This window comes from Kutzneria sp. NPDC052558, assembly GCF_044547355.1.
Classification (GTDB): domain Bacteria; phylum Actinomycetota; class Actinomycetes; order Mycobacteriales; family Pseudonocardiaceae; genus Kutzneria.
In genome coordinates, this window is sequence record NZ_JBIUAG010000008.1 from 255,728 (window position 1) to 280,378 (window position 24,651).

The window sequence follows — 24,651 nt, forward strand, 5'->3', positions numbered from 1 at the left end:
TTCTAGGGCATGGTCGTCCAGGAATCGACCCGTGCACCCGTTTGGGTGATAGCCGGCCTGAATCCACACAGGCGGATCGACATGAACCCGGCGGCTGCGCCCGGGGGGAGCCGGGCGCGGCCGCCGGTCAGTGACCCAGGTACCGGACCTGCTTGGCCTTGGCCTCGTCCAGCTCCGCCCGAGCCGCTAGGACCTCTGCCCTGTGGGAGGTCTGGGGGACGCCGACCTCCCACCAGGCTCCGGCCTCAGTCCACGACGACGGGTGGGTTTTGACCGTGACCACGGCGACCTTGCCCTCCGAGGCGGCTGAGCGAGCCGCGGCGTACTGGGCGGCGAAGGAAACCCCGTCGGCTTCGAAGACCGCACAACCCAGGGCGGCGGCGTGGGCGGCGAAGTTGACGCGGGGTGGGACGGGTAGGTCTGAGCGGCAGTCGGCGTACATGTTGTTGTAGCCGGCGGCGCCTTGGCCGGTTTGGAGGCGGTGGATGACGGCGTAGCCGTCGTTGTCGCAGACGACGGCGACGAAGCCGTGGCCGGCGAAGGCGGCGCTGAAGAGCTCCGAGTTGAGCATGAGGTAGGAGCCGTCGCCGAGCAGGGTGGTGACGATGCCGGCGGGATGGGCCATGGCAGCGCCCCAGGCGCCGGCGATCTCGTAGCCCATGCACGAGAAGCCGTACTCGACGTCCATGGTGGCGGGACCAGAAGCCCGCCACCCGCCGATGAGCTCGCCGGGGAGGCCGCCGGAGGCGGTCATGACGTAGTCCGACGGCCCGGACTGGTCGTTGACGAGCCCGACGACCTGGGCGTAGGTGAGCTCCGGGGAAGGCGAGCGGAGCTTGTCGATGTGGGAGTCCCACACGGCACGGGCAGAAGCGGCCCGGGCGGTCCAAGTGGCGGGGGCGGACCAGGAGTCGAGGAGGGGTTCGAGGTCGGCGAGACCGGCGAGGGCGTCGCCGACGACGGCCACAGCGCCGTGTTTGACGGCGTCGAAGGGGGCGGCGTTGAGGGCCACCAGACGAACCGCCGGGGAGAACACGGTCCACGAGGCGGTGGTGAAGTCCTGGAGACGGGTGCCGACGGCGAAAACCACATCGGCTTCGGCGGCGAGCTCGTTGCCGGAGCTGGAGCCGGTGATGCCGAGGGGACCGGCGTGCAGGGGGTGGTCGTGGGCGATCAAGGTGCGGCCGGCGGTGGTCTCCACGACCGGCAGCCCGAAGCGTTCGGCGAAAGCGATGGCCGCGGCACCGGCGCCGGAGTACCGGACGCCTCCGCCGAGCACCAACAACGGCCGGGAAGCGCCGCGCAGCACGGAGGCGGCCTCGGACAGGGAACGCAGATCGGCGCGGGGGCGCTGGATGCGGTGCACGACGGGCGCGAACAGCGACTCGGGGAAGTCGAAGGCCTCGGCCTGCACGTCCTGGGGCAGCGCCAAGGTGACCGGACCGCAGTCGGCGGGATCGGTGAGCACACGAGCGACCTGCGGCAACGCGGCCAGCAGCTGCTCGGGACGGGTGATGCGGTCGAAGTAGCGGCTGACAGCGCGGAAGGCGTCGTTGACGCTGGCGGTGCCGTCGTGGAACGGCTCGATCTGCTGGAGCACGGGATCGGGCGCGCGGCTGGTGAAAGTGTCGCCGGGCAGCAGAAGCAGCGGCAGCCGGTTGGCGTGGGCGACGCCGGCGGCGGTGACGAGGTTCAGCGCGCCGGGGCCGATGGAGGTGGTGGCGACGCCGACCTGCCGGCGGTGCGTGGCCTTGGCGTAGCCGACGGCGGCCAGAGCCATGCCCTGCTCGTTGTGCCCGCGCCACACCGGAATCTCCGACCGGTGCTCCTCGAGGGCGGTGCCGAGCCCGAGCACGTTGCCGTGCCCGAAGATGGCGAACACGCCGGGGAACAGCGGGGCCTCGGCGCCGTCGAACAGCTCGGTGCGCTGGGCGATCAGCCAGCGGACCAGGGCCTGGGCGGTGGTCATCCTCATCGCACACGTCCCTTCGCAGACGTCACCGGGCAGCGCGGGTCCAGCGGCGTCGTGGCCCAGGTGTCACGGATCCAACCGTGCGCCGGGTCGTCACAGAACGCCATCGAACGGTCCTCGGCCGGGCCGGCCAGGACGTTCAGGTAGTACATGGGATAGCCGGGGGCGGCCACGCACGGGCCGTGATAGCCGCGTGGGATAAGGAAAACGTCGCCGTCACGAATGGCCACGTCCTCGTCGATCGAGCCGTCGGCGGTGTAGGTGCGGTGCAGGCCGAAGCCCTCGCGCGAGGTGTTCACGCCGTCGCGGCCGGCGATGCGGAAGTAGTAGATCTCCTCGTTGACGACCTCGCACGGCGTCGAATCCCTTTGGGTCGCCTCGTCGTGCTTGTGCGGCGGGTACGAGGACCAGTTGCCGTCGGGGGTGATCAGCTCGCAGGCGTTGAGCTTGTCGGCGTGGTCCCACACGCCGGGCACGCCGAAGTTGGTGACCTGCCGGGTGGCGTTGCCGGCCCCGCGGGTCTCGACCGGGACGTCCTCGGCCGGCCCGTACCTGGGTTCCAGACGCCGGGTGCAGCGGGCCATCGGCAGGGCGACCTCGACACCGTCCCGAGTGGACAGTGTGACAGTGGCGTCCCGTGGCACGTAGGCGAAGTCGGTGACTCGGGAGAACACGGAGTCCCGGCCGTCGAGCTCGAAGCGCTGGCCGTCGACCTCGACGACGCAGCCGCCGGCCAACGGCAGCACGAACGCCTCGAACTCGCCGGTCTCGATCACACGCGAGGTTCCGGGGTGCAGGAGCAGCACCCGAAGACCCGTGTAGGCCCAGCCGGCGTCGGAAGGCGCGAGCCGGACCGGGTCTTCACCGTCCGACAAGGTCCCGAGTGGACGGTGCAGAGTCATCGGGCGGCCTCCAGAACCTTGGCTGCGGCTTGCACGGCGGCGGCGACGTCGCCGTCGGGCGGGTAGAGCAGGGCACGGCCGACAACCAGGCCACGCACCACGGGATGCGACAGGGCATTGCCCCACGCGGCGAGATCGTCGGCGGGGTTGCCAGACGGCACGCCGCCGAGCACGACCACCGGCAGCGTGGTGGTGTCCAGCACGTGTACCTCGCCGGGGGCGGGCAGCTTCAGCCAGGTGTAGGCCGAGGTGACGCCGAGCGCCGAGGCCACGGTGATGGCCCGCGCCAGCGACTGGGCGTCCTTCTGCAGCACCAACTTGCCCGAGGAGTCCCGGGTGTAGGGCAGCGGCTCGACCATGGCCATCAGCCCCTGGCCGGCCAGGTCGGTGACGGCGTCGGCGCAGCCCTGGAGCGTGGGAATGGTGCCGGCGTCGGAATCCACGATGCGCAGCAGCATCTTGCCGCCGTCCAGTCGGTTGTCCGAAATGGACTGACCGTCGTAGCCGGTGAAGCGGTCGTCGATCTCCCAGTCGGCGCCGGCCAGGCCGCCGCGGTTCATCGAGCCGATGACGATCTTGTCGTGCAGGGCGTCGAGCAGCAGCAGCTCCTCGACGATGTCCGGGGTGGCCAGCAGGCCGTCCACGGCCGGGTTGGCCAGCGCGGTGAGCAGCCGGTCCAGCAGCTCGCGGCGGTCGGACATGGCCAGCGGGTCGCCGCCGACACCCAGCGCCCCTCGTGCCGGGTGATCGGCGGCGATCAGGAACAGCGTGCCCTTGCCGGACAACAGAGTGGGCCGACGCCGCCGGGTGGCGTAGGCGATCGCCACCGCCTGCGGGTCGGTCGCCCGGGTGTGCAGCAGGCCGGCCCACTGCGTGTCAGTCAACACGGGAAAGCAACTCCTCGATCTCGCCGGCGTCGGGCATGGCATCGGCGCAGGCCAGCCGGGCGGCCACGATCGCGCCGGCCGCGTTGGCCTGCCGGGCGATGGTCACCGGATCCCAGCCGGCCAGCAGGCCGTTGATCACCGAGCCGCCGAACGCGTCGCCGGCCCCCAGCCCGCAGACCACCTCGACCCGTTGCGGCGTCACGGTTTCACGCCCCGAGGGGGTGGCCACGAGCACGCCGTCGGCCCCCTTCTTCACCAGGGCCAGGGAGATCCCCCGGGCCAGCAGCCGGTCGGCGGCCTCGTCGGGGTCGGCGGTGCCGACCGCCACCTCGACCTCGGCCCGGTTGCCCACGGCCACCGTGACGTGGTCGAGCATCCAGCCGATCTCGGCCCGGGCGGTGTCCACATCGGACCAGAACATCGGCCGGTAGTCCAGGTCCAGCACGGTGTGCCCGCGCCGGGCCCGCCGCTCCAGGATCTTGCGCTGGGTGGAGCGGGCCGGCTCGGTGCACACGCCGGTGCCGGTGACCCACAGCAGCGGCACGGCTTCCACGACGTCCCAAGGAACATCGTCCTCGGTGAGCGTGAGGTCGGGCGCGATCGGCAGGCGGTAGAACAGCAGCGGCGGATCGGCCGGCGGGTTCAGCTCGCAGAACACCACCGGCGTCAGCAGATCCGGCGCGGTGCCGACGAACTCCGGCGAGACACCGAAGCCCGCCAACGCTTTCCGCACGTAGTCGCCGAAGCCGTCCGGGCCGACCTTGGTCAGCACGGCCGTGCGCCGGCCCAGCCGGGCGGCGGCCACCGCGACATTGGTGGCCGTGCCGCCCAGGGACTTCGCGAAGGTGCTCACGTCGGCGAGCGGCACGCCGCTCTGCTCCGGGTACAGGTCGACCCCGACCCGGCCGATCGTGAGCGCCTCCAGCTCGGTGCTCCCGGCATGGATACTCACTGCGCCGCACCGCGCAGTTCGTGTTGCAGCGCCTCGAGTTCCGCCCCACCGGCCATCTGCCGGGTCAGCTCCTCGATGCTGATGTCCTTCTTGTCGAAGGATCCGAGGCTGCGGCCCCGCTTCAACAACAGGAAGCGGTTGCCCACGGGGTAGGCGTGGTGCGGGTTGTGCGTGATCAGCACGACGCCGAGGCCGCGGTCGCGGGCCTGGGCGACGTACTTGAGCACCACACCGGCCTGCTTCACGCCCAGCGCCGCGGTCGGCTCGTCCAGGATGAGCACCTTGGCGCCGAAGTGCACCGCGCGGGCGATGGCCACGCACTGCCGCTCGCCGCCGGACAACGTGCCGACCGGCTGCTCCACGTCCCGCAGGTCGATGCCCATGTCGGCCAGCGCCCAGCGGGTCTCGTCCCGGCCCTTGCGCCGGTCGAGCATGCGGAACGGCCCGAACCCCTTCGTCGGCTCGGAGCCGAGGAAGAAGTTGCGCCACACCGACATCAGCGGCACCACGGCCAGGTCCTGGTACACCGTGGCGATGCCGCGGTCCAGGGCCTCGCGCGGGGAGGCCAGCTTGACCGGCTCGCCCTCGAACAGGAACTGGCCGGAGTCGTGCTGGTGCAGCCCGGCCAGGATCTTGATCAGGGTGGACTTGCCGGCGCCGTTGTCGCCGAGCACGCAGGTGACCTCGCCGGCGTTGACCACAGTGGACACATCGCGCAGGGCGATGACGCTGCCGTACGTCTTGCCGACGTCGCGGACCTCCAGCAGTGAGCTCATCGCCGCACCCTTTCCGCCCTGGCCCGGAAGCCGTTGTTCACCAGCACCGCGGCCAGCAGCATGATGCCCAGGAACAGCTTGAACCAGTCGCTGTTCCAGTGCGCGTACACGATGCCCTGGTTGGCCATGCCGAAGATCAGCGCGCCGATGGCCGCCCCGATCGCCGAGCCGAAGCCGCCGGTCAGCAGGCAGCCGCCGATGACCGCCGCGATGATGTACTGGAACTCCAGGCCGATGCCCTGGTTGGCCTGCACGGTGGTGAAGCGCAGGATGTTGATGGTGCCGACCAGCCAGGCCGCGCCCGAGGTCATCATGAACAGCAGGATCTTGCTGCGGGCCACCGGCACGCCGACCGCCCGGGAGCTGGGGGCGGAGCCGCCGACGGCGAAGATCCAGTTGCCGAAGCGGGTCCGCACCAGCAGCCAGGACGCCAGCAGCGTCACCGCGATCCACCACACGATGGAGATCGGGAAGGACGCGGCGCCGACGGTGAACGTGGAGGCGAACAGGTAGCCGACCGACTCGTAGCCCGGCACGGACGCGATGCCCGACACCTGGACGGTGCCGGTCACCAGCGTCGTGACGCCGAGATTGAGGCCCTGCAAGGCGAAGAAGGTGCCCAGCGTGACGATGAAGCTGGGCAGCCTGGTCCGCATCACCAGCCAGCCGTTGAACGCGCCGACCGCGAGCGAGAACACCAGCGAGACCAGGACGGCCAGCCAGACGTTCACGCCCAGTTTCACCGCCAGCATCGCCGTGACCAGCGAGCTGGACGCGGTCATCACGCCGGCGGACAGGTCGAACTCGCCACCGATCATGAGCAGCGCCACCGCCACCGCGACGATGCCCAGGGTGGCCGAGGTGTCCAGCCACGTCGAGATCCCGGCCGGCGTGACGAACTGGCTGGTGATCACCGAGAAGAACACGAACACCACGAGCGCGCCGATCAGCGCGCCGATCTCCGGCCGGACGGCCAGTCGGGTGAGCAGGCTGGGACTGGCGACGCGCTCGTCGGTCGTCAGCGTGCCCGAGAAATCACTCATCGGGTGCCCCTGGCCGCGTACTGCGCCACCTTGTCCACATTGGACTTGTCGACGAAGCCCGGACCGGTCAGCACCGGCTGGCCGCCGCCCACGGTGTTGGCGTTGTCGTGGTAGAGCTTGAGCATCACGATCGGCAGGTAGCCCTGCTCGTACTGCTGCTGGTCGACCGCGAAGGAGATCTGGCCGGCCTTGATCGCGCTGACCACGTCCGAGTTGAGGTCGAAGGTGGCGATGGTGGCCTTGGAGCTGGTCTCCTTGGCCGCGTTCACCGCGGACAGCGCGATCTGCGGGTTGAGCGTGAGCACCGCGTCGATCGAGGAGTCGGTCTGCAGCGCGCCCTTGATCTTGGCCTCGACGTCGGTCGGGTTGTTGATGTCCACCTGGAGGTTGGTGGTCTTGCCGAAGCCCTGCTTGGCGCCGTCGCAGCGCTGGGCAAGGCCCACGTTGCCGGCCTCGTGGATCACGCACAGCAGGTTGGTCTTGCCGGACGCCTTGAGCTTGGCCCCGGCCTGCTGGCCGGCGATGCCCTCGTCCTGGCCGACGTGCGCGATGGCGCCGAAGGCGGCGCTCTGCGACTGGCCGGAGTTGATGGTGATGACCGGGATGCCGGCCTTGACCGCGGCCGTCACCGAGGTCTTGAGCGCGTCCGGGTTGGCCATGGACACCACCAGGCCGTCCACGTGCTGAGCGACCGCGTTGTCGATCAACTTCGACTGCGCCCCAGGATCGCCGTCGGAGTTGTAGGTGACGTTGACGCCCAGCTGCTTGCCGGCGTCCTCGGCGCCGTTCTTGACCACGTTCCAGAACGAGTCGCCGGCCGAGCCGTGCGTGACCACCGCGACGTTCATCGGGCCGCCGCTGGTCGTCGAGCCGTTGGCGGGGGCGCTCCCACCGCTCGACGAGGAGGCGGGCCCGGCGCAGGCGGCGAGCACGACCGCGCTCGCCGCGGCCGCCATGCCAAGCAGGATCCTCTTGGACTTCTTGGACAACATTGTCGCTCCTGGGGAAGTGCGGTCGCCGGTTACAGGTCCCGGACGACCGTGTCGAGGTAAGCGATGCTCCGAGCGGTGTCACGCAGGGGTTGGCTGTCTCCCTCGGTGCCATCCTCGGGAAGGGCGGTGTCCTGCTCCAGGACGTGCCACCCGTCGTAACCCGCCTCGTGAAGGAAGCGCACGATCGCGCCGACCTCCACGTCACCGTCGCCTAACGGCACGTACATGCCCTGGGCGACCGCGTCGGCGTAGCCGAGCCGCCCCGACCGAACCTCGTCGGCGAGCGCGGCGCGGACATCCTTGAGGTGCACGTGGCTGATCCGGGCGGCGTGGCGCTTGGCCAGCTCGACCGGGTCCGTGCCACCGATCAGCAGGTGCCCGGTGTCCAGGCACAGCGGCAGGTCCGAGTCGGCGAGGAAGCGCTCGACCTCGGGCCCGCGTTCGACGTGCGTGCCCACGTGCGGGTGCAGCACCGTGTCCAGGCCGTGCCGGGCGGCGACATCCCGGATCGCGGCGCAGGTGGAGATCAGGGTCGCCCACTGCTCGTCGGTCAGCTGTGGACGTTCGTCATAGCCGTCCAGGCCGGTGGCCGCGGCCAGCACCAGGACCTCGGCCCCGCCGGCGGCCAGCACCTCGGCCGAGTGCTCGGCTTCGCTCAGAGTCTGCTCGGTGCGCTCGTCGTCGTGCAGGACAACGGCGAGGAAACCGCCGACCAGCGTAAGTTCGTGCTCGGCCAACGTGTTCTTGAGAACAGCGGGGTCCTCGGGCAGGTAGGCCGGCGGACCGAGCTCGGTCGCCGTCAGCCCCAGCTCGCTCATCTGCGACAACACGGTCCGCGGTGGCAGCATCCGGCCCCAGCCCGGCACCTCGCAGACACCCCAGGAGATCGGCGCCCCGGCGACCTTGATCACGCTCACGCGTCCACCTCCGACAGCAGACGGACCGGGTTGCCCGAGCGGCGAGAAGCCTCGCACGCCTCGGCCAGACGCAGGCTGACCAGGCTGTCCCGAACCGGGGAGGGATTGTCGGCACGACCGGCCACCACGTCGACGAACACCGCCATCTCATTGAGGTACGCGTTGCGGAATCGTTCCGGGAAGCCCGGGTAGGCGTCAATGCCGACCTTGGGCCCATCCGCTTCGAGCGAGGTCAGCGGCGTACGAGGGTCTAGACCAACGGTGAGGGAGTCGCGGCTGCCGAGGACCTCGATGCGGTGGTCGTAGCCGAGCGGGTCGTGCCGGCCGCCGGCGATCAGGGCGTGCGCGCCGCCGGCGAACTTGAGTGTGATGACGGCGTTGTCCACGTCGTCGGCGTCGGCGAAGGCCTGGTCGACCAGCACCGAGCCGGAGGCGTAGACCTCGACCACCGGCTCGCCGACCAGCCACGGCACGGCGTCCAGGTCGTGCACGAACAGGTCGCGGAAGATGCCGCCGGAGGCCGGCAGGTAGCCGAAGTCCGGGGGTTGGGCGTCGTTGCCCAGGGCTCGGACCAGGTACACCTTGCCCACCTCACCCGCACGCAGCCGCCGGTGCAACTCGACGATGGCCGGGTCGAAGCGGCGCTGGAAGCCGACCAGCACGGTCGCGCCGGCCGTCTCCACCTCGTCGACCAGGGCCTGCATGGTGGCCAGGTCGCCGGCGATGGGCTTCTCGCACAGCACCGGGACGCCGGCGCCGATGGAGCGGCGCAGCATCTCCGGGTGGGTGTTGGTCGGGGTGGCCAGCAGCACGCCGTCCGTGGTCAGCAGCGTGTCGAGGTCGTCGACATGGCTGACGCCTGAGCCCAGCTGGCCGGCGGCCTGTTCGGCGCGACCCGGAACCGGATCGAACAGGACGACCTCGTCCACCTGGTCCAGGGAGGCGAGGTTGGCGGCGTGCATGGCGCCGATCCGCCCGACGCCGGCAACTCCGATGCGCATGTGCGGGTTCCCCTCCGTTAGAGCGCTCTATTGGTTGGAGCGCTCCAACCCTGTAGGGTGCGTCACACCGATGTCAAGGGGCGGTTTCACCCTTGTGACCTTGGATCGGTCAAGCCGGGAGGTGCGATGGGCCGTCCGACCATGGAGGACGTGGCCGCGCGGGCCGGGGTGTCGCGCGCGCTGGTCTCGCTGGTCATGCGCGGGTCGCCCAAGGTCAGCGAGCAGCGGCGCAGCGCGGTGCTGCGGGCGGCCGAGGAGCTGGGCTACTCGCCGCACCTGATGGCCCGGTCGCTGGCCAGCGCCACGTCCACGGTGCTCGGGGCGATGGTGTCCGACCTGAACAACGCCTTCTTCGCCGAGGTGGTGGACGGCTTCGACGCCGCCGTCACCGAGCTGGGCTTCGACCTCATCATCAACACCGGCGGCCGCAGCCCGACCCGGGAGCGCCGGGCCGTGGACAACCTGCTGTCCTTCCGGCCGGCCGGCATCGCGCTGCTCGGCCCGGTCGTGCCGGCCTCCACCATCGCCAAAGCGGCCGAGCAGTCCCCACTGGTGCTGGTCTCCCGAGCCTCTCGACTGTCCACTGTGGACACGATAAACGACGACGGCGAGGTGGGTTCCGGGCTGGCCGTGGACCACCTGGTCGAGCTCGGCCACCACCACATCGCCCACCTGGACGGCGGCGGCGGTTCGCAGGCTTCCTTACGTCGCAAGGGCTATGTCGCCGCGATGCAGCGGCACGGCCTGGAGCCTCTGGTGGTGGCCAGCGAGTACACCGACACCGCCGGCGCCCGGGCGGTGCGGGGCCTGATCGCCGAGGGCGGCCCGATGCCGACCGCGATCGTGGCCGCCAACGACTACAACGCCGTCGGGGCCATCTCCGCCCTGGAGGACGCCGGACTGCGCGTGCCCCAGGATGTTTCGGTCGTCGGCTACGACAACACGTCGCTGGCCGCGCTGCGGCACGTCTCACTGACCACTGTGGACCAACCCCGGCACGAGATGGGCCGACTGGCCGCGCAGGCCCTGATCGACCGCGTGCGCGGCGCCAGGACCGAGGCCCTGCACCGGCTCCTACACCCGTCACTCGTGGTCCGCGCGACCACCGCGAGCAGGAGGAATTCGACGTGAGCGTGACACCGCACTGGATCGACGGGGCCCGCACCACCGGCTCATCGACCCGCACCGGTGACGTTTTCCGGCCCAGCACCGGCGAAGTGGCCCGGCAGGTGGCGCTGGCCGACCAGGCCGACGTGGACCTGGCCGTGTCCTCGGCGGTGAAGGCCGCGCAGTCGTGGTCGGACTCGTCGCTGGCCACCCGCAGCAAGGTGCTGTTCGCGTTCCGGCAGCTGGTGCACGAGCACGCCGACGAGCTGGCCGAGATCATCAGCTCCGAGCACGGCAAGGTCGTCTCCGACGCCGCCGGCGAGGTGCAGCGCGGGCTGGAGGTCGTGGAATTCGCCTGCGGCATCCCGCATCTGCTCAAGGGCGAGCACTCCGAGCAGGTCTCCCGGGGCGTGGACGCGTACTCGGTGCGGGAGCCGCTCGGTGTGGTCGCCGGCATCACGCCGTTCAACTTTCCCGTGATGGTCCCGATGTGGATGTTCCCGGTGGCCATTGCCGCCGGAAACGCCTTTGTGCTCAAGCCTTCCGACCGCGATCCGTCGGCTTCGGTCCGGTTGGCCGAGTTGTTCGGCGAGGCCGGCCTGCCCGACGGCGTGCTCAACGTCGTGCAGGGCGACGCCACCGCCGTGAACGCGCTGCTCGACCACCCCGACGTGGCCGGGGTTTCCTTCGTCGGCTCCACGCCGATCGCCAAGCACGTCTACTCCCGGGCCACCGCCAACGGCAAGCGCGTGCAGGCCCTGGGCGGGGCCAAGAACCACATGGTGGTGCTGCCCGACGCCGACATCGACGTGGCCGCCGACGCCGCCGTGTCGGCCGGCTACGGCAGCGCCGGCGAGCGGTGCATGGCCATTTCCGTGGTCGTCGCCGTCGGCGATGTGGCCGACCGCCTGGTCGAGGCGATCGCCGCCCGCACCCGTGACCTGGTCACCGGCCCCGGCGACGACACGTCGTCGCAGATGGGTCCGCTGGTCACCGGCGTCCACCGGGACCGGGTCGTGTCCTATGTGGACGCCGGCGTGACCGAGGGGGCCACCCTCGTGGTCGACGGCCGTGGCCACGCCCCCGCCGGCTTCGAGAACGGCTTCTGGGTCGCGCCAACGCTGTTCGACCACGTCACCCCGGAGATGTCGATCTACCGCGACGAGATCTTCGGCCCCGTGCTGTCGGTGGTCCGCGTCGAGACCTTCGAGGACGCCGTCCGGCTGGTCAACAACAACCCCTACGGCAACGGCACCGCCGTCTACACCGGCGACGGCCTCGCCGCCCGCGAGTACCAGCGCCGGGTGCACGTCGGCATGGTCGGCATCAACGTGCCCATCCCGGTGCCGATGGCCTACTACTCCTTCGGCGGCTGGAAGGACTCCCTGTTCGGCGACACCCACGTGCACGGGGCCGAGGGCGTCCGCTTCTACACCCGGGCCAAGGCCGTCACCGCCCGCTGGCCCCGCCAGTCCGGCATCGACCTGGGCTTCCCCACCCACGGCTGAGTGGAGCGGCGGACCGGGGTCGTGCGACGATTCGCCGCATGAGCCCGGTCAGCCGTAACCGCAAGCCCAAGCGCAAGGGGCAGCAGCGTCCCCGCCCGCAGTCCCCGGTCCAGGCGGCGGTGACCGCCGCGAACGACCTGTTGGGCATGAAGTCGCTGTACGAGGCGCAGCTGTGGGCGGCCGGGCTGGTCGGCGGGTTCTGGCGGGCGGCGTGGCGGCAGGACGGCGACCCGGACGAGACCATGGACCGCTCGGTCGAGCGGCTGGTGGAGGCGCTGGTGGAGCGGCGCAGCCCGGCGACGCTGGCGGCGCTGCTGGCCCTGGGCTCGGTGGGCTTCGACGAGGAGCGGGACTTCTTCCTGGACGCGGCGACGGAGCTGACCGCCGAAGGCGTGTCGCCGCCGGACTGGTACCGGCAGGAGCAGCCGGAGCTGGTGGACGCCTGGTCGGTGGCGGACCTGTTCGGCGACATCGAGCTGATCACCCTGGGCTACTCGGACATCGTCATCGGCGTGCTGGTGGACCACGCCTCGGCGCTGCACATCGTGCAGATCGCGGTGGTGGAGCGGTCGGAGACCGACGCCCAGGCGCTGGCCCGGGAGCTGGGCGTGAACATCGACCCGAAGCCGAAGCCGGTGCGGCTGACGCCGGTGCAGGCCCTGGAGCGGATCGACGGGCCGCTGGGCCTGTTCCTGGTGGACGGCCCGGAGGCGCACAGCGAGATGCTGGAGCTGCCCGACGACACCAATCCGGCGATGGAGTTCGCGCTGCTACAGGCCCGCATCGCCGGCCTGTCCGACGACCTGCCGGAGATCGAGGACTTCGAGCCGGCGGTGGACGAGTTCCTGGCCTCGCGGCCGTTCGAGGACGTGGAGCTGGCCCGGTCGTGGGCGGTGCTGGCGGCCAGCTCGGCCTCGTCCAACGGGCGGCGGGTCCGGCAGATCGGCCCGGCCTCGCTGGACTACCTGCTCAGCGTGAGCGTGCCGGCCAACATCGAGATCTCCGACGAGGACCTGGCCCGGCTGCCGGAGATCATCACCGCCTGGGTGCGCTTCACCGCCTCGCCCGAGCAGCGCGAGGTGTGGGACGAGCGGCTGCCGGAGCTGCTGGAGCGCTTCGCCGAGGCCTACCACGACCCGGAGCTGGTGGAGTTCCGGGCCGAGAGCGACGAGCTGGTGGCGCTGCGGGACATCGAGGAGGCCCTGGAGGCCGACTACGACGACCTGCTGCCGGTGCCCGGGGACGTCGACGAGATGGCGCACGTGCTCAAGATCGTGGTGGGTGACCGGGAGAAGCTGGTCGAGGTGGAGTCGGCGGCGGAGCTGGACGAGCTCAGCGACTACATCCAGGAGGTGTTCGGCCTGGAGGCCGACCCGGCCTGGGACTTCGTCACCGTGTCGGGCGAACTGATCGGCCCGGAGTCGGAGGTGATGGTCGCCGAGATCGGCATCGAGGGCCTCGGCTTCGGCTACGCGGTCGGCGCGCTGGACACCGTGCAGGCCCGTATCGACGTGCTGCGGGTGGAGCCCAAGTCCGGCGAGTACCCGCGAGTCAGTTGATCTTCTGCCGGAACCGTGCGTCCGGTATGCCGGTGAGCGTGACTCGCCGGGGTTGTCAGTCGTCGGTGGTGGTGCGGCGGTTGCGTTTGGTCTCGCTGCGCTGGTGCTTGGCCGCCAGGCGTCGCTCCTTGGCCCCACGAGAGGGCTTGGTGGGGCGTCGCTTGGGAGGCGGCGGGGCGGCGGCGGCGCGCAGGGTCGCCGCCAGGCGTTCCCGGGCGGCGTTGCGGTTGGCCAGCTGCGAGCGGTACTCGCTGGCGGCGATGGTGAGCACGCCGTCGACCAGCCGGCTGGCCAGCCGGGCCAGCAGGCGCGGGCGCAGGTGGTCGGGGATGGACGGGGACGCCGCCACGTCGAAGGACAGCTCCACCCGGCTGTCGGTGGTGTTCACGCCCTGGCCTCCCGGTCCGGAGGACCGGGAGAACCGTTCGCGCAGTTCCGCGCCGGCGATCACCAGCGACGGCGTCACCTGGAGTTCGTCGGCCATGGTCCCCAGGTTACGGGGACCGTCCACCGAAAAACCCGGTCAGAACCGGGGGTGGTCGCCCCGCAGCACGGTCCGCTCGCCGGTGGCCGGGCCGATCTCGCCGAGCACCCAGGCCGGCACGTGGCGGGCGGTGAGCACGGCCAGCGCCCGGTCGGCGTCCTCGGGCGAGACCACGGCGACCATGCCGACGCCCATGTTGAACGCCTTCTCCATCTCGTCCCGCTCGACCCGGCCGCGCTGGGCGATCAGGGCGAACACCGGGGCCGGGGTCCAGGTGCCGCGGTCAAGGGTGGCGGTCAGGCCGTCCGGGATGACCCGGGCCAGGTTGGACACCAGGCCGCCGCCGGTGATGTGCGCGAACGTGCGCACGTCGGCCTCGGCGGCCAGGGCCAGGCAGTCCTTGGCGTAGATCTTGGTCGGCTCCAGCAGCTCCTCGCCCAGGGTCCGGCCGAACTCCTCGACGTGCCCGTCCAGCGGCATCCGGGCGATGTCCAGCAGCACGTGCCGGGCCAGCGAGTAGCCGTTGGAGTGCAGGCCGGTGGAGCCCATGGCGATCACCACGTCGCCGTCGCGCACCCGCTCCGGACCGAGGATGTTGTCCGCCTCGACCACGCCGACGCCGGTGGCCGACACGTCGTACGCGCCGTCGGACATCAGCCCCGGGTGCTCGGCGGTCTCGCCGCCGAGCAGCGCGCAGCCGGCCTGCACGCAGCCCTCGGCGATGCCCTTGACGATGGCCGCGACCTTCTCCGGCACGACCTTGCCGATGGCGATGTAGTCCTGCAACAGCACCGGCTCGGCCCCGCACACCACCAGGTCGTCCACCACCATGGCGACCAGGTCGACGCCGATGGTGTCGTGCACGTCCATCGCCTGGGCCACCGCGATCTTGGTGCCGACGCCGTCGGTGGAGGCGGCCAGCACCGGCTCCTTCCACCGGTCCAGCTTCAGCTTGAACAGACCGGCGAAGCCGCCGATGCCGCCCAGCACCTCGGGCCGGTTGGCCTTGGCGGCCCACGGCTTGAACTGCTCGACCGCCTCCTCGCCCGCGGCGATGCTGACGCCGGCCGCCGCGTAGGTGGCCTTCGGGCTGTTGGTCTCCGTGCTCACGGTCGAGAAGCTCCGTTACTGGTCAGAGGGATCAGGTCCGCGCCCCGATCAGGGTCGTCGGAGTGCGTCTTCGGCACCGTACCCGTTGACGAGCACGGGTGCGGCGGAGCCCGAGACGGCCTTCTCCTCGATGCCCTCCAACAGGTGTTTGCCGATCATCGTCTCCTCGGGCAGCGGGATCGGGTAGTCGCCGTCGAAGCAGGCGCTGCACAGCCGGGACTTGGGCTGTTCGCTGGCCGCCACCAGGGACTCCAGCGACACGTAGCCCAGCGAGTCGGCCCCGATGGAGCGGCGGATGCCGTCGAAGTCCAGGCCGTTGGCCACCAGCTCGGCCCGGGAGGCGAAGTCGATGCCGTAGAAGCAGGGCCAGCGCACGGGCGGCGAGGCGATCCGCACGTGCACCTCGATCGCGCCGGCCTCGCGCAGCATGCGGACCAGGGCCCGCTGGGTGTTGCCGCGCACGATGGAGTCGTCCACCACGACCAGCCGCTTGCCGCGGATCACGTCCCGCAGCGGGTTGAGCTTGAGTCGGATGCCCAGCTGCCGGATGGTCTGCGATGGCTGGATGAACGTCCGGCCGACGTAGGCGTTCTTGACCAGGCCGGAGCCGTACGGGATGCCCGACGCCTGGGCGTAGCCGATGGCGGCCGGGGTGCCGGACTCGGGCACCGGGATGACCAGGTCGGCGTCGACGGGGTGCTCGGCGGCCAGCCGGCGGCCGATGTCGACCCGGGTGGCGTGCACGGAGCGGCCGCTGATGGTGGTGTCCGGGCGGGCCAGGTAGACGTACTCGAAGATGCAGCCCTTGGGCTCGGGGTTGGCGAAGCGAGCCGACCTCAGCCCGTCGGCGTCGATGGCCAGCAGCTCGCCCGGCTCGACCTCGCGGACGAAGGAGGCGCCGACGATGTCCAGCGCCGCGGTCTCGCTGGCCACGACCCAGCCGCGCTCCAGCCGGCCCAGCACCAGCGGCCGCACGCCCTGCGGGTCGCGGGCCGCGTACAGGGTGTGCTCGTCCGACCACACGAGGCAGAACGCGCCGCGCAGGGTGGGCAGTAACTCCATCGCCGCCTGCTCCAGGCCCTTGTCGGCGGCGGTCGCCGCGAGCAGGCCGGACATCAGGTCGGAGTCGGTGGTGGCGCCGCCGCGCATGTCCACGCCCATCTCCTTGGCCCGGGCCAGGAGTTCGGCGGTGTTGACCAGGTTGCCGTTGTGCCCGAGGGACATGCCGCTGCCGGTGGCGGTGGTGCGGAACACCGGCTGCGCGTTCTCCCACGTGGTGGAGCCGGTGGTGGAGTAGCGGCAGTGGCCGACGGCCAGGTAGCCGTGCAGCGAGGACAGGATCTGCTCGTCGAAGACCTGGCTGACCAGGCCGAGATCCTTGAACACCACGATCTGCTTGCCGTCGGCGACCGAGATGCCGGCCGCCTCCTGACCGCGGTGCTGGAGGGCGTAGAGCCCGTAGTAGGTGAGCTTGGCCACGTCTTCACCCGGAGCCCAGACGCCGAAGACGCCGCACTCCTCACGGGGTTCGCGCTCGGGTTCGTCGGACACGGAATCGGGCACTGACCGGTGGGTGGGCACCGAGAACTCCCTAGGGACGGCGTCGGACCGACCTCAGTGTATGTGGCGAAACGGCCAACGCAGGGTGTCCGTGACCAGCGGGAGTGGCACAACCCACACCCTCAGCTGTGACAGTCGTCGATTCTGGTGACCGCGTCGGAGCTGTCGATGGCCACGTCCTGCTGGTGCACGTGGCAGAGCAGAAGATCACCCACGCGGATGCCGGCCGGCAGGTTCCAGGCCTCGATGCTGATCGAGTCGACGTTGGTCAGCGGGGCGTCGGCCGGGTCGGCCGGCTGCTGTTCGAGCAGCGCGCAGGTGGGATGGTTGTCGCGCGGGGCGCAGAGCTGGGCGACGGTGAAGTCGAGGTTGCCGTCCCATTCGCGCGGGGTGACGCCGTAGACGAACGCGGTGGCCACGCCGACGAGTCCGAGGCACGCCAGAACCCCGGTCGCGATCAGCGCGAGCCTGCGCATCGCCGTCACCGGGTCACGATCCGGACAAATCGTCCGAGATCGTTCGTACGTGCGAAAACGGACACATAAGGATCGTACTTGCCCGCCCACCCGATGGTAAAGGGGCGGTCACGAACGCGCACGCAGCAAGGGCAGCAGCCCGGACAGGTCGGCCCGGCTGCCCGAAGCCGACACCCGATCGCCGGCCACGGCATCACCCCAGGTCAGCCGGCCGGTGGCCAGTTCGAGCCAGGTCCGGGCGTCCATCTCGACGACGTTGGGCGGCGTGCCGCGGGTGTGGCGAATTCCTTCGACACACTGCACGGCCGCGAATGGCGGCACCCGCACCTCGACGCTCCTGCCGGGGGCGTCCTGGGCCAGCGTCCGCAGGCTCAGCCGCACCGCGGCGGCGAGTTTCGGCCGGTCAGGGGCGTCTTCGGCGCCGTCGAGCCAGGGCAGCACCGCCTCGACGGCGGCCATCAGGTCACGCGGATCCACGGTGGACGGCACGGTCCAACCGTAGCGTTACGACCGTTTGGAGCATTGCGGGTAAACGTTCCTTAAGGAAACCTTCTTTACTATTCCGCCGCCGCCCCCAGAACTCCCGTGAGGAGGCGGTCCATGCTCCGCAAGAGCCAGGTCCCCTGGCTTGTCACCGCGCTCGGCCTGGCGCTCGTGCTGCCGGCCGGCGTGTCCGACGCCAGCGCCCAGCCCAGAACCGCGGCGCCGACCGTCCCGGGTCAGACGGTCACGGTGCCCGGCTGGAAGCTCCAGACGAGCAAGACCGCGACCCAGGGCGGGGCCACGCTGTCCGCGCCGAGCTACGACGACAGCGCCTGGACCACGGTGCCGGCCCGGTCGACCGTGCTGGGCGGGTTGATCTCGGCCGGCAAGTACGGCGACCTCAACTACTCGACGAACCTGAAGAACGTCACCAAATCCGACTTCTCGGCGCCGTGGTGGTACCGCCAGACCTTCAGCGCCACCCCGGCCGCCGGCAAGCACACCTTCCTGCGGCTGGACAACGGGATCATCGGCGGTTCGGAGATCTGGCTCAACGGCGCCAAGATCGGCACCACTGACACCGGGGCCTACCCGGCCCACGAGTTCGACGTCACCGGCGTGCTCAAGTCCGGCGCCAACGCGCTGGCGATCAAGGCCTCGCCGGCCGATCCGAAGAAGCAGCTGTCCATCTCCTGGGTGGACTGGACGCAGCTGCCGCCGGACAACAACATGGGCATCTGGCGGGACGTCCAGCTGGCCGAGTCCGGCGCGGTGACGGTCCGCAACACCCGCGTGGTGACCTCGGTGGCCGGGGACCTCAAGAGCGCCGATCTCACCATCAAGGCGGAGATCACCAACAACACCAACGCTTCCGTCACCACGACGGTCGCCGGCACGGTGGACTCGACGCCGTTCAGCCAGCAGGTGACGTTGACCGCCAACCAGACCAAGACCGTCAGCATCGCCCAGCACCTGGCCAATCCCAGGGTGTGGTGGCCCTACGAGATGGGCGACCAGCCGCTGTACCACCTGGCGCTCAACGCCTCCGTGGACGGCCAGGTCTCCGACAGCGCCGCCACCGACTTCGGCGTGCGCGACGTGAAGTCGTCGATCAAGGACGGCGGCATGGCGTTCACCGTGAACGGCAAGCCGTTCCTGGTGCGCGGCGGCGGCTGGTCCTCGGATCTGTTCCTGCGCTACGACAGCCGCAAGCTGGGCGACCAGCTGGACTACGTCAAGGACCTCGGTCTGAACACGGTCCGGCTGGAGGGCAAGGAGGAGAACGACGAGTTCTACGAGCTCGCCGACAAGCTGGGCATCATGGTGATGCCGGGCTGGGAGTGCTGCTCGTACTGGCAGAGCTACAGCAGCTGGAAGGACGCCGACCACACGGTGGCCAAGGCCTCGGCCGTCACCGAGGGCCTGCGGCTGCGCAACCACCCCAGCGTGCTGGGCTTCTACATCGGCAGTGACACCGCGCCGCCGGCCGCGGTGGAGAAGGACTACCTGGACGGGCTGAAGGTCTCCGACTGGCAGGCCCCGATCATCTCCTCGGCGGCCACGGCCTCCAGCCCGGTCACCGGGGCGTCGGGCAACAAGATGGACGGCCCGTACTGGTGGATCCCGCCGAACTACTGGTACGGCAGCCAGCTCGGCGGGGCCTTCGGCTTCGCCTCCGAGGTCGGCCCCGGCCCGACCATCCCCGACGCCGACGCGCTCAGGAAGTATCTGTCCCCACAGGAGCTTTCCGACCTGTGGCAGAACGGGTCCAAGGCGCAGTACCACCTTTCGCCCAGCGGCGACTTCTCCAAGCTGGGCTCGTTCCTGACCGCGCTGGGCAAGCGCTACGGCGCGCCCAAGAGCCTGGACGACTTCACGGTCAAGGCCCAGCTGACCAACTACGAGGTCAACCGGGCCCAGTTCGAGGCGTTCGGGCGCAACCAGTCCAAGTCCGGCAAGCCGGCCACTGGCGTCATCTACTGGATGCTGAACAACCCGTGGCCCACGCTGTTCTGGCACCTGTACGACTACTCGATGCAGCCGTCGGGCTCCTACTTCGGGGCCAAGACGGGGTTGCGGCCGCTGCACGTCCAGTACTCCTACGACGACCGCTCGGTGGCGCTGGTGAACACCGGGCTCTCGGCGCAGTCGGGCCTGTCCGTGCAGACGACGATCTTCAACGCCGACGGCACGGTGAAGTCCGACACCACGCAGTCGGCCGTCACCGCCAAGGCCAACGGCTCGACCACGCTGGACAAGGTGGCCACGCCGAGCGGGCTGTCGGCGACGTACTTCGTGCGCCTGCTGCTCAAGGACTCCAGCGGCGCCGTGGTGGACCGCAACGTGTACTGGTTGTCCACCAAGGCGGACACGCTGAACTACGACAACTCCACCTGGTACGACACGCCGCAGAGCGGCTACGCCGACCTGACCGGGCTACAGAACCTGGGCACGGGCAAGGTCGACGTCGCCGCGTCGACGACAACGAGCGGCGACCGCTCGACCACGTCGGTGAAGCTGACCAACAGCGGCGGCAAGGTGGCGTTCTTCCTGCGGGCGACCATCCGCAAGGGGGCGTCCGGCGACGAGCTGGCGCCGATCACGTGGAGTGATGACTATGTCACGATCTGGCCCGGCGAGTCGGTGACCCTCAAGGCCGACTACCGGACCGCCGACCTGGGCGGCGCGACGCCGAACGTGCAGGTCGCCGGCGTGAATGTGGCAGCAAGGACGGTGCCGGCCGGCCCGAGGTAGGCCCATGGGTGGGCTTTCCCGCCGAGTTCGGGGGCCGGGAAAGCTCACCCATGTTAGTTACAAAGAGTGGTTCGGGGAGCCCTCGTTGTTATGAGAAGGTGAAGTGCCCGAACGGCACTTTCGAGGGGCTCGACTACCTTGTCCACTGAGAACACACACCTGCTGACGATCACGCAGGAGATGCGCGAGCACGCGAAGTCCAACCCGAACACCTGGCTGCACATCCTGGACCCGGCGTTCCGGCCCGGCGACGACGTGCCGCCGTGGGGCGTCGTCGGCTCGTTCCGGGTCGACGCTCACGGCGACGTCGACGAGCGTTTCGAACCCAACCCGAACTGGCGGCCCTCGCCGGTCTCGGCCGGCATGCCCACGCCGGAAACGCAGCTGGAGCGGGCCATGCAGCAGGCCCGCACCGGCTACGAGCCCGAGGAGTCGGTGCTCAACGGCGTGCTGAACTCGACGCTGCTGGTGTACGCCAAGGGGCCGCAAGACCGGGAGCTGCAAGGCTTCCAGGACCAGGTGACCGGCCAGATCCTGGTGGCCGCCTGCACATCGCGCCGGTTCGTGCCCGAGCAGTGGCCGCACGCGCGGGCCATGGCCGGCGCCGACCTGGTGGCCAGGCTGGCCGGCTGCCCGCTGCTGATCAATCCGGGCAGCAAGCCCGGGGCGCTGATCCCGGCCGAGGCGCTGCTGGCCGCCGCGGGGGTGCGCCAGGGCTAGGGGGTGTCCCGTGGATCAAGACCGCGACAGCCGCGCCGACGCGCCCCCTGACGACACCGCGGAAACGCCCGAATACAACCCGGTATGAGGGCGTTTCCGCAGCGCCGCCAGGAACCACCTCGATCCCGACTCTCATCGCCCAGATCCACGGGACACCCCCTAGGCTCGGTCGGGTGGCGAACACGATGAGGGCCGCGACCGTCACCCCGGGCCGGCCCGACGACCTGCGCGTGTCCGACTGGCCGGAGCCCGTGGCCGGGCCCGGGGAGCTGCTCGTCGAGGGCCTGCTCGTCGGGCTGTGCCACACCGACCTGGAGATCATCAGCGGCCGCATCGACTCGCTGCCGCCGGGGCAGGACCGGATGGTGCTGTTCCACGAGTCGCTGGGCCGGGTGCTGGCTGCCCCGGCCGGCAGCGGCTTCGCCGCCGGCGACCTGGTGGCCGGTGTGGTCCGGCGGCCGGATCCGCTGCCGTGCCCGCCCTGTGCCGCCGGCCGCTCCGACTTCTGCCAGAACGGCCGCTACACCGAGCGCGGCGTCACCGGCCTGGACGGCTTCGGCTCGCAGCGCTGGGCCGTGCCGGCCGAGTACGCCGTGCGGCTGGCGCCCGAGGTCGGCGACTGCGGCGTGCTGGCCGAGCCGACCTCCATCGTGGCCAAGGCCTGGGACCAGGTCGACATCGTCGGCGGTCGCACTTTCCATACCCCGCAACGGGTTCTGATCACCGGCGCCGGCCCGATCGGCCTGCTGGCCGCGCTGCTGGGCGTGCAGCGGGGTCTTGAGGTGCACGTGCTCGACCGCATCGAGGCCGGCGTGAAGCCCGAGCTGGTGCGGTCCCTTGGCGCGACCTACCACCTCGGCCTGGACACCGTTCCCGTGGTGGACGCGGTCATCGAGTGCACCGGCGTCGGCCCACTGATGTTCGACTCGGTTCTGAAGCTGGGCCGCAACGCCGTGGCCGTGCTGGTCGGACTGTCCACTTCGGACGCCGCAGTGCCGCTGTCGCCGGGAAACCTCAACGACACCTTGGTTTTCGGCAACGCCTCGGTGGTCGGCAGCGTCAACTCCGCCCCCACCCACTTCCGCACCGCCGCCGAGGCCCTGGCCAAGGCCGACCAGGACTGGCTGCGCCGCCTGATCACCCGCCGCGTCCCCCTCTCCCGCTGGCCGACCGCCCTGGAGCCCGGCGACGACATCAAGGTGACCGTCGATCTCCGCGCCTGACCCACCCCCAAGATCAACGCTCATTTCATGACGTTCAACGTCAGGAAGGGCCCCTTCATGACGTTCAACGTCAGTATGGGGCCCTTCATGACACAAAGCGGGGGCTAGAAGAGGGCTTCGATCTGGTGGGGCGGGCCGGGGCGGGCGAAGAGCCAGCCCTGGCCGGCGTCGCAGCCGATCTTGCGCAGGCGTTCGGCCTGGGAAGGGGTCTCCACGCCCTCGGCGGTCACGGTCAGGCCGAGCGCGTGGGCCAGCGAGACCAGGGTGCTGACGATCTTGGCGTCGACCGGGTCGGCGCCGTCGGCGGCCCGCATGCCCTCCATGAACGAGCCGGCGATCTTGAGCTCGTGCACCGGAAGGTGCTTGAGGTAGGCCAGGTTGGAGTACCCGGTGCCGAAGTCGTCGATGGCGATGCGCACGCCCATGCCGGACAGCTGCCGCAGCGCCTCAAGGGGCTCGTCGGCGGTGCCCATGATGGCGCTCTCGGTCAGCTCCAGCTGCAACAGGTGCGGCGGCAGCGCGAACTCCTCGAGAATGGACTTCACGTCGTTGACCAGCGCCGGGTCCCGGGACTGGCGCACGGCCAGGTTGACGCTGACGAACGGGGTGGCCTCGCCGAAGGCGTCCAGCCAGCGCCGGGCCTGCTGGCAGGCCTTGCGCAGCACCCAGCGACCCAGCGGCACGATCAGGCCGGTCTCCTCGGCCAGCTCGATGAACCGGTCCGGGGCCAGCCGCCCGAATTCGGGGTGCTGCCAGCGAACCAGCGCCTCGACGCCGAGAACCTTGCTGTCCTCCAAGCGAACCAGCGGCTGGTAGTCGACGTAGAACTCGTCGCGCTCCAGCGCCGCCGGCATGGTCGCGGACAGCGTGAACCGGGCCACCTCGCGGGCGTTGCGCTCCGGGTCGTACATCGCCCAGCGGCCCTTGCCGTCGGCCTTGGCCCAGTACAGCGTGATGTCGGCGTCGCGCATCAGGTCGGCCGATGTGGTGCCGTTGATCTCCCGCTCGACCAGGCCGATGCTGGCCGACACCGACAGCTCGTGCCCGTCGATGCGGATCGGCCCGGTCAGCGAGTCCAGCACCCGGTCGGCGATGTCCACAATGGACTGGGTGCCGGTCGAGCCCTCGATCAGGATGACGAACTCGTCGCCGCCCATCCTGGCCACCAGCCGGCCGTCGCCGGCCACCGACTCGTCCAGCCGGTTGGCCACCGAGACCAGCAGCTGGTCGCCGATGTCGTGGCCAAGGCTGTCGTTGATCACCTTGAAGCCGTCGAGGTCCAGGTAGCACAGGCCGATCCGGGTGCCGGCCGTGCCGCCGTCGAAGGCCTTGCTCAGCCGCTCCAGGAACAGCGCCCGGTTGGGCAGCGTGGTCAGCGGGTCGTGCAAGGCCTGGTAGCGCAGGCGGTTCTGCAGCAGGTGCCGGTCGGTGACGTCCTCGACAATGGCCACCTGGTAGGCCGGCTGCCCGTCGTCGTCGCGGACCAGGGAGATGGTCAGATGCGTCCACACCGCCTCGCCGTCGCGGCGGTTGAAGCGCTTCTCCACGCGGAAGTGGTCCCGCTCGCCGTGCAGCAGCTGCTGGTAGAAGCCCCAGACGCTCTCGGCGTCGGCCGGGTGCATGAGCGAGCGCAGGTTGCGCTGGCGCAGCTCCGATGCCGGGTAGCCGAGCATGTCCTGAAGCGACTGGTTGACTTCGAGGATGTTGCCGTCGGTGTCGGAGATGCCCATGCCGATGGCCGCCTCGGCGAACACCGCGCGAAACCGGGCCTCGCTGGCCCGCAGCGCCGCCTCGGCGTGGTCGCGGGCGTCCAGCACGGCCTCGCGGATCGCCTCCTGCTCGTCCAAGGTCCGCTCCCGCAGGCTCTGCGCGTACCCGGCGGACAGCGCGCCCTGCAACGCGGCGATGCGCGAGCGCAGATGCGGCTCGGCGTCGCGGCCCAGCTCGGTGAGCAGCTCGTCGCCCATCAGCTGCACGGTGCGGTCCAGCGTCTCCGTGCCGGTGAAATGGGCCTCCACCAGACGGATGCCGACCTCGTGGGCGGCCGAGGTGCGGAAGGTGTCGGCCAGCAGGGCCTCCACCAGCAGCTCGGTCAGGCCGCGCAGGTGGTCGACGACCTCGGCCTTGGTCATCGGCACGTAGCTGGTGCCGATGATCGCCGATGCCCACGACTGCGCGAAGGCCTCCATGCCGGCGGCGACGGGCTCAGTCACGGCCGACCGCGC

The 24,651-nt window shown here is 70.5% G+C and carries 21 protein-coding genes; 6 read left to right on the top strand and 15 right to left on the bottom strand.

Translation table 11 applies throughout. The features are described 5' to 3' along the window. Positions 1-127 precede the first annotated feature (127 nt). The 9 genes from iolD to ACIG5F_RS17305 form a co-directional block, all read right to left on the bottom strand. A complete protein-coding gene (iolD, locus tag ACIG5F_RS17265; protein ID WP_396518681.1) occupies positions 128-1,975 on the bottom strand; it encodes a 3D-(3,5/4)-trihydroxycyclohexane-1,2-dione acylhydrolase (decyclizing) in 1,848 nt (615 codons plus the stop codon). Continuing rightward, on the bottom strand, positions 1,972-2,874 hold the full coding sequence (gene iolB, locus ACIG5F_RS17270; RefSeq protein ID WP_396518682.1) for a 5-deoxy-glucuronate isomerase: 903 nt from the start codon (positions 2,872-2,874) through the stop codon (positions 1,972-1,974). Before iolB ends, iolD begins: the two co-directional genes overlap by 4 nt. Next, positions 2,871-3,761 carry an aldolase gene (locus ACIG5F_RS17275; RefSeq protein WP_396518683.1) on the bottom strand — a complete coding sequence of 297 codons (891 nt, stop codon included), beginning with the start codon at positions 3,759-3,761 and terminating at the stop codon, positions 2,871-2,873. The genes iolB and ACIG5F_RS17275 overlap by 4 nt, the downstream gene beginning before the upstream one ends. After that, a complete protein-coding gene (gene iolC, locus ACIG5F_RS17280) occupies positions 3,751-4,713 on the bottom strand; it encodes a 5-dehydro-2-deoxygluconokinase (protein WP_396518684.1) in 963 nt (320 codons plus the stop codon). The genes ACIG5F_RS17275 and iolC overlap by 11 nt, the downstream gene beginning before the upstream one ends. Beyond that, the gene (locus ACIG5F_RS17285; RefSeq protein ID WP_396518685.1) at positions 4,710-5,489 is read right to left on the bottom strand and encodes an ATP-binding cassette domain-containing protein; all 780 of its coding nucleotides are present in this window, start codon (positions 5,487-5,489) and stop codon (positions 4,710-4,712) included. Before ACIG5F_RS17285 ends, iolC begins: the two co-directional genes overlap by 4 nt. Further along, positions 5,486-6,532 (bottom strand): ABC transporter permease, encoded by a 1,047-nt coding sequence (locus tag ACIG5F_RS17290; RefSeq protein ID WP_396518686.1) that lies wholly within the window; start codon positions 6,530-6,532, stop codon positions 5,486-5,488. The genes ACIG5F_RS17285 and ACIG5F_RS17290 overlap by 4 nt, the downstream gene beginning before the upstream one ends. Continuing rightward, positions 6,529-7,524, bottom strand: a complete 996-nt coding sequence (locus ACIG5F_RS17295; RefSeq protein ID WP_396518687.1) for a sugar ABC transporter substrate-binding protein — start codon at positions 7,522-7,524, stop codon at positions 6,529-6,531. Before ACIG5F_RS17295 ends, ACIG5F_RS17290 begins: the two co-directional genes overlap by 4 nt. Positions 7,525-7,553: 29 nt before the next feature. Further along, a complete protein-coding gene (locus tag ACIG5F_RS17300; RefSeq protein ID WP_396518815.1) occupies positions 7,554-8,372 on the bottom strand; it encodes a TIM barrel protein in 819 nt (272 codons plus the stop codon). Between the two features lie 65 nt (positions 8,373-8,437). Continuing rightward, the gene (locus ACIG5F_RS17305) at positions 8,438-9,442 is read right to left on the bottom strand and encodes a Gfo/Idh/MocA family oxidoreductase (RefSeq protein WP_396518688.1); all 1,005 of its coding nucleotides are present in this window, start codon (positions 9,440-9,442) and stop codon (positions 8,438-8,440) included. 126 nt (positions 9,443-9,568) lie between these two features. Between ACIG5F_RS17305 and ACIG5F_RS17310 the strand changes: the two genes are divergently transcribed. From ACIG5F_RS17310 to ACIG5F_RS17320, 3 genes are read left to right on the top strand one after another with little or no spacing between them, the layout of a single operon-like run. Continuing rightward, positions 9,569-10,573 carry a LacI family DNA-binding transcriptional regulator gene (locus ACIG5F_RS17310; protein WP_396518689.1) on the top strand — a complete coding sequence of 335 codons (1,005 nt, stop codon included), beginning with the start codon at positions 9,569-9,571 and terminating at the stop codon, positions 10,571-10,573. Then, a complete protein-coding gene (locus tag ACIG5F_RS17315; protein ID WP_396518690.1) occupies positions 10,570-12,057 on the top strand; it encodes a CoA-acylating methylmalonate-semialdehyde dehydrogenase in 1,488 nt (495 codons plus the stop codon). Before ACIG5F_RS17310 ends, ACIG5F_RS17315 begins: the two co-directional genes overlap by 4 nt. Positions 12,058-12,095: 38 nt before the next feature. Next, positions 12,096-13,616 (top strand): hypothetical protein, encoded by a 1,521-nt coding sequence (locus tag ACIG5F_RS17320; RefSeq protein ID WP_396518691.1) that lies wholly within the window; start codon positions 12,096-12,098, stop codon positions 13,614-13,616. A 55-nt stretch (positions 13,617-13,671) separates the two neighbouring features. On the opposite strand, the gene arfB is transcribed toward ACIG5F_RS17320, so the two are convergent. The 5 genes from arfB to ACIG5F_RS17345 form a co-directional block, all read right to left on the bottom strand. Next, entirely contained in the window at positions 13,672-14,100 is a 429-nt protein-coding gene (gene arfB / locus ACIG5F_RS17325; protein ID WP_396518692.1) for an alternative ribosome rescue aminoacyl-tRNA hydrolase ArfB, read from the bottom strand. Between the two features lie 39 nt (positions 14,101-14,139). Continuing rightward, positions 14,140-15,210, bottom strand: a complete 1,071-nt coding sequence (gene purM / locus ACIG5F_RS17330; RefSeq protein WP_396518693.1) for a phosphoribosylformylglycinamidine cyclo-ligase — start codon at positions 15,208-15,210, stop codon at positions 14,140-14,142. A 48-nt stretch (positions 15,211-15,258) separates the two neighbouring features. Further along, the gene (gene purF, locus ACIG5F_RS17335; protein WP_396518694.1) at positions 15,259-16,791 is read right to left on the bottom strand and encodes an amidophosphoribosyltransferase; all 1,533 of its coding nucleotides are present in this window, start codon (positions 16,789-16,791) and stop codon (positions 15,259-15,261) included. Between the two features lie 101 nt (positions 16,792-16,892). Continuing rightward, the gene (locus ACIG5F_RS17340; protein WP_396518695.1) at positions 16,893-17,246 is read right to left on the bottom strand and encodes a hypothetical protein; all 354 of its coding nucleotides are present in this window, start codon (positions 17,244-17,246) and stop codon (positions 16,893-16,895) included. A gap of 108 nt (positions 17,247-17,354) precedes the next feature. Beyond that, complete coding sequence (locus ACIG5F_RS17345; RefSeq protein ID WP_396518816.1) at positions 17,355-17,705, bottom strand: sterol carrier family protein; 351 nt, start codon at positions 17,703-17,705, stop codon at positions 17,355-17,357. Between the two features lie 141 nt (positions 17,706-17,846). Between ACIG5F_RS17345 and ACIG5F_RS17350 the strand changes: the two genes are divergently transcribed. The 3 genes from ACIG5F_RS17350 to ACIG5F_RS17360 all read left to right on the top strand — a co-directional run bounded on the left by ACIG5F_RS17350 (position 17,847) and on the right by ACIG5F_RS17360 (position 22,426). Beyond that, positions 17,847-20,483, top strand: coding sequence for a glycosyl hydrolase 2 galactose-binding domain-containing protein (locus ACIG5F_RS17350; RefSeq protein ID WP_396518696.1), 2,637 nt, complete (start codon positions 17,847-17,849; stop codon positions 20,481-20,483). 138 nt (positions 20,484-20,621) lie between these two features. After that, on the top strand, positions 20,622-21,203 hold the full coding sequence (locus tag ACIG5F_RS17355; protein WP_396518697.1) for a type VII secretion system-associated protein: 582 nt from the start codon (positions 20,622-20,624) through the stop codon (positions 21,201-21,203). A 173-nt stretch (positions 21,204-21,376) separates the two neighbouring features. After that, positions 21,377-22,426, top strand: a complete 1,050-nt coding sequence (locus tag ACIG5F_RS17360) for a glucose 1-dehydrogenase (protein ID WP_396518698.1) — start codon at positions 21,377-21,379, stop codon at positions 22,424-22,426. A gap of 104 nt (positions 22,427-22,530) precedes the next feature. On the opposite strand, the gene ACIG5F_RS17365 is transcribed toward ACIG5F_RS17360, so the two are convergent. Further along, positions 22,531-24,639, bottom strand: coding sequence for a putative bifunctional diguanylate cyclase/phosphodiesterase (locus tag ACIG5F_RS17365; protein WP_396518699.1), 2,109 nt, complete (start codon positions 24,637-24,639; stop codon positions 22,531-22,533). Between the last annotated feature and the right edge of the window lie 12 nt (positions 24,640-24,651).

Coding starts and splice junctions, on each gene's coding strand:
- iolD (WP_396518681.1), bottom strand. CDS start 1,975: ATGAGGATGACCACCGCCCAGGCCCTGGTCCGCTGGCTGATCGCCCAG.
- iolB (WP_396518682.1), bottom strand. CDS start 2,874: ATGACTCTGCACCGTCCACTCGGGACCTTGTCGGACGGTGAAGACCCG.
- ACIG5F_RS17285 (WP_396518685.1), bottom strand. CDS start 5,489: ATGAGCTCACTGCTGGAGGTCCGCGACGTCGGCAAGACGTACGGCAGC.
- ACIG5F_RS17290 (WP_396518686.1), bottom strand. CDS start 6,532: ATGAGTGATTTCTCGGGCACGCTGACGACCGACGAGCGCGTCGCCAGT.
- ACIG5F_RS17295 (WP_396518687.1), bottom strand. CDS start 7,524: ATGTTGTCCAAGAAGTCCAAGAGGATCCTGCTTGGCATGGCGGCCGCG.
- ACIG5F_RS17300 (WP_396518815.1), bottom strand. CDS start 8,372: ATGCTGCCACCGCGGACCGTGTTGTCGCAGATGAGCGAGCTGGGGCTG.
- ACIG5F_RS17305 (WP_396518688.1), bottom strand. CDS start 9,442: ATGCGCATCGGAGTTGCCGGCGTCGGGCGGATCGGCGCCATGCACGCC.
- ACIG5F_RS17310 (WP_396518689.1), top strand. CDS start 9,569: ATGGGCCGTCCGACCATGGAGGACGTGGCCGCGCGGGCCGGGGTGTCG.
- ACIG5F_RS17320 (WP_396518691.1), top strand. CDS start 12,096: ATGAGCCCGGTCAGCCGTAACCGCAAGCCCAAGCGCAAGGGGCAGCAG.
- arfB (WP_396518692.1), bottom strand. CDS start 14,100: ATGGCCGACGAACTCCAGGTGACGCCGTCGCTGGTGATCGCCGGCGCG.
- ACIG5F_RS17340 (WP_396518695.1), bottom strand. CDS start 17,246: ATGCGCAGGCTCGCGCTGATCGCGACCGGGGTTCTGGCGTGCCTCGGA.
- ACIG5F_RS17345 (WP_396518816.1), bottom strand. CDS start 17,705: ATGGCCGCCGTCGAGGCGGTGCTGCCCTGGCTCGACGGCGCCGAAGAC.
- ACIG5F_RS17350 (WP_396518696.1), top strand. CDS start 17,847: ATGCTCCGCAAGAGCCAGGTCCCCTGGCTTGTCACCGCGCTCGGCCTG.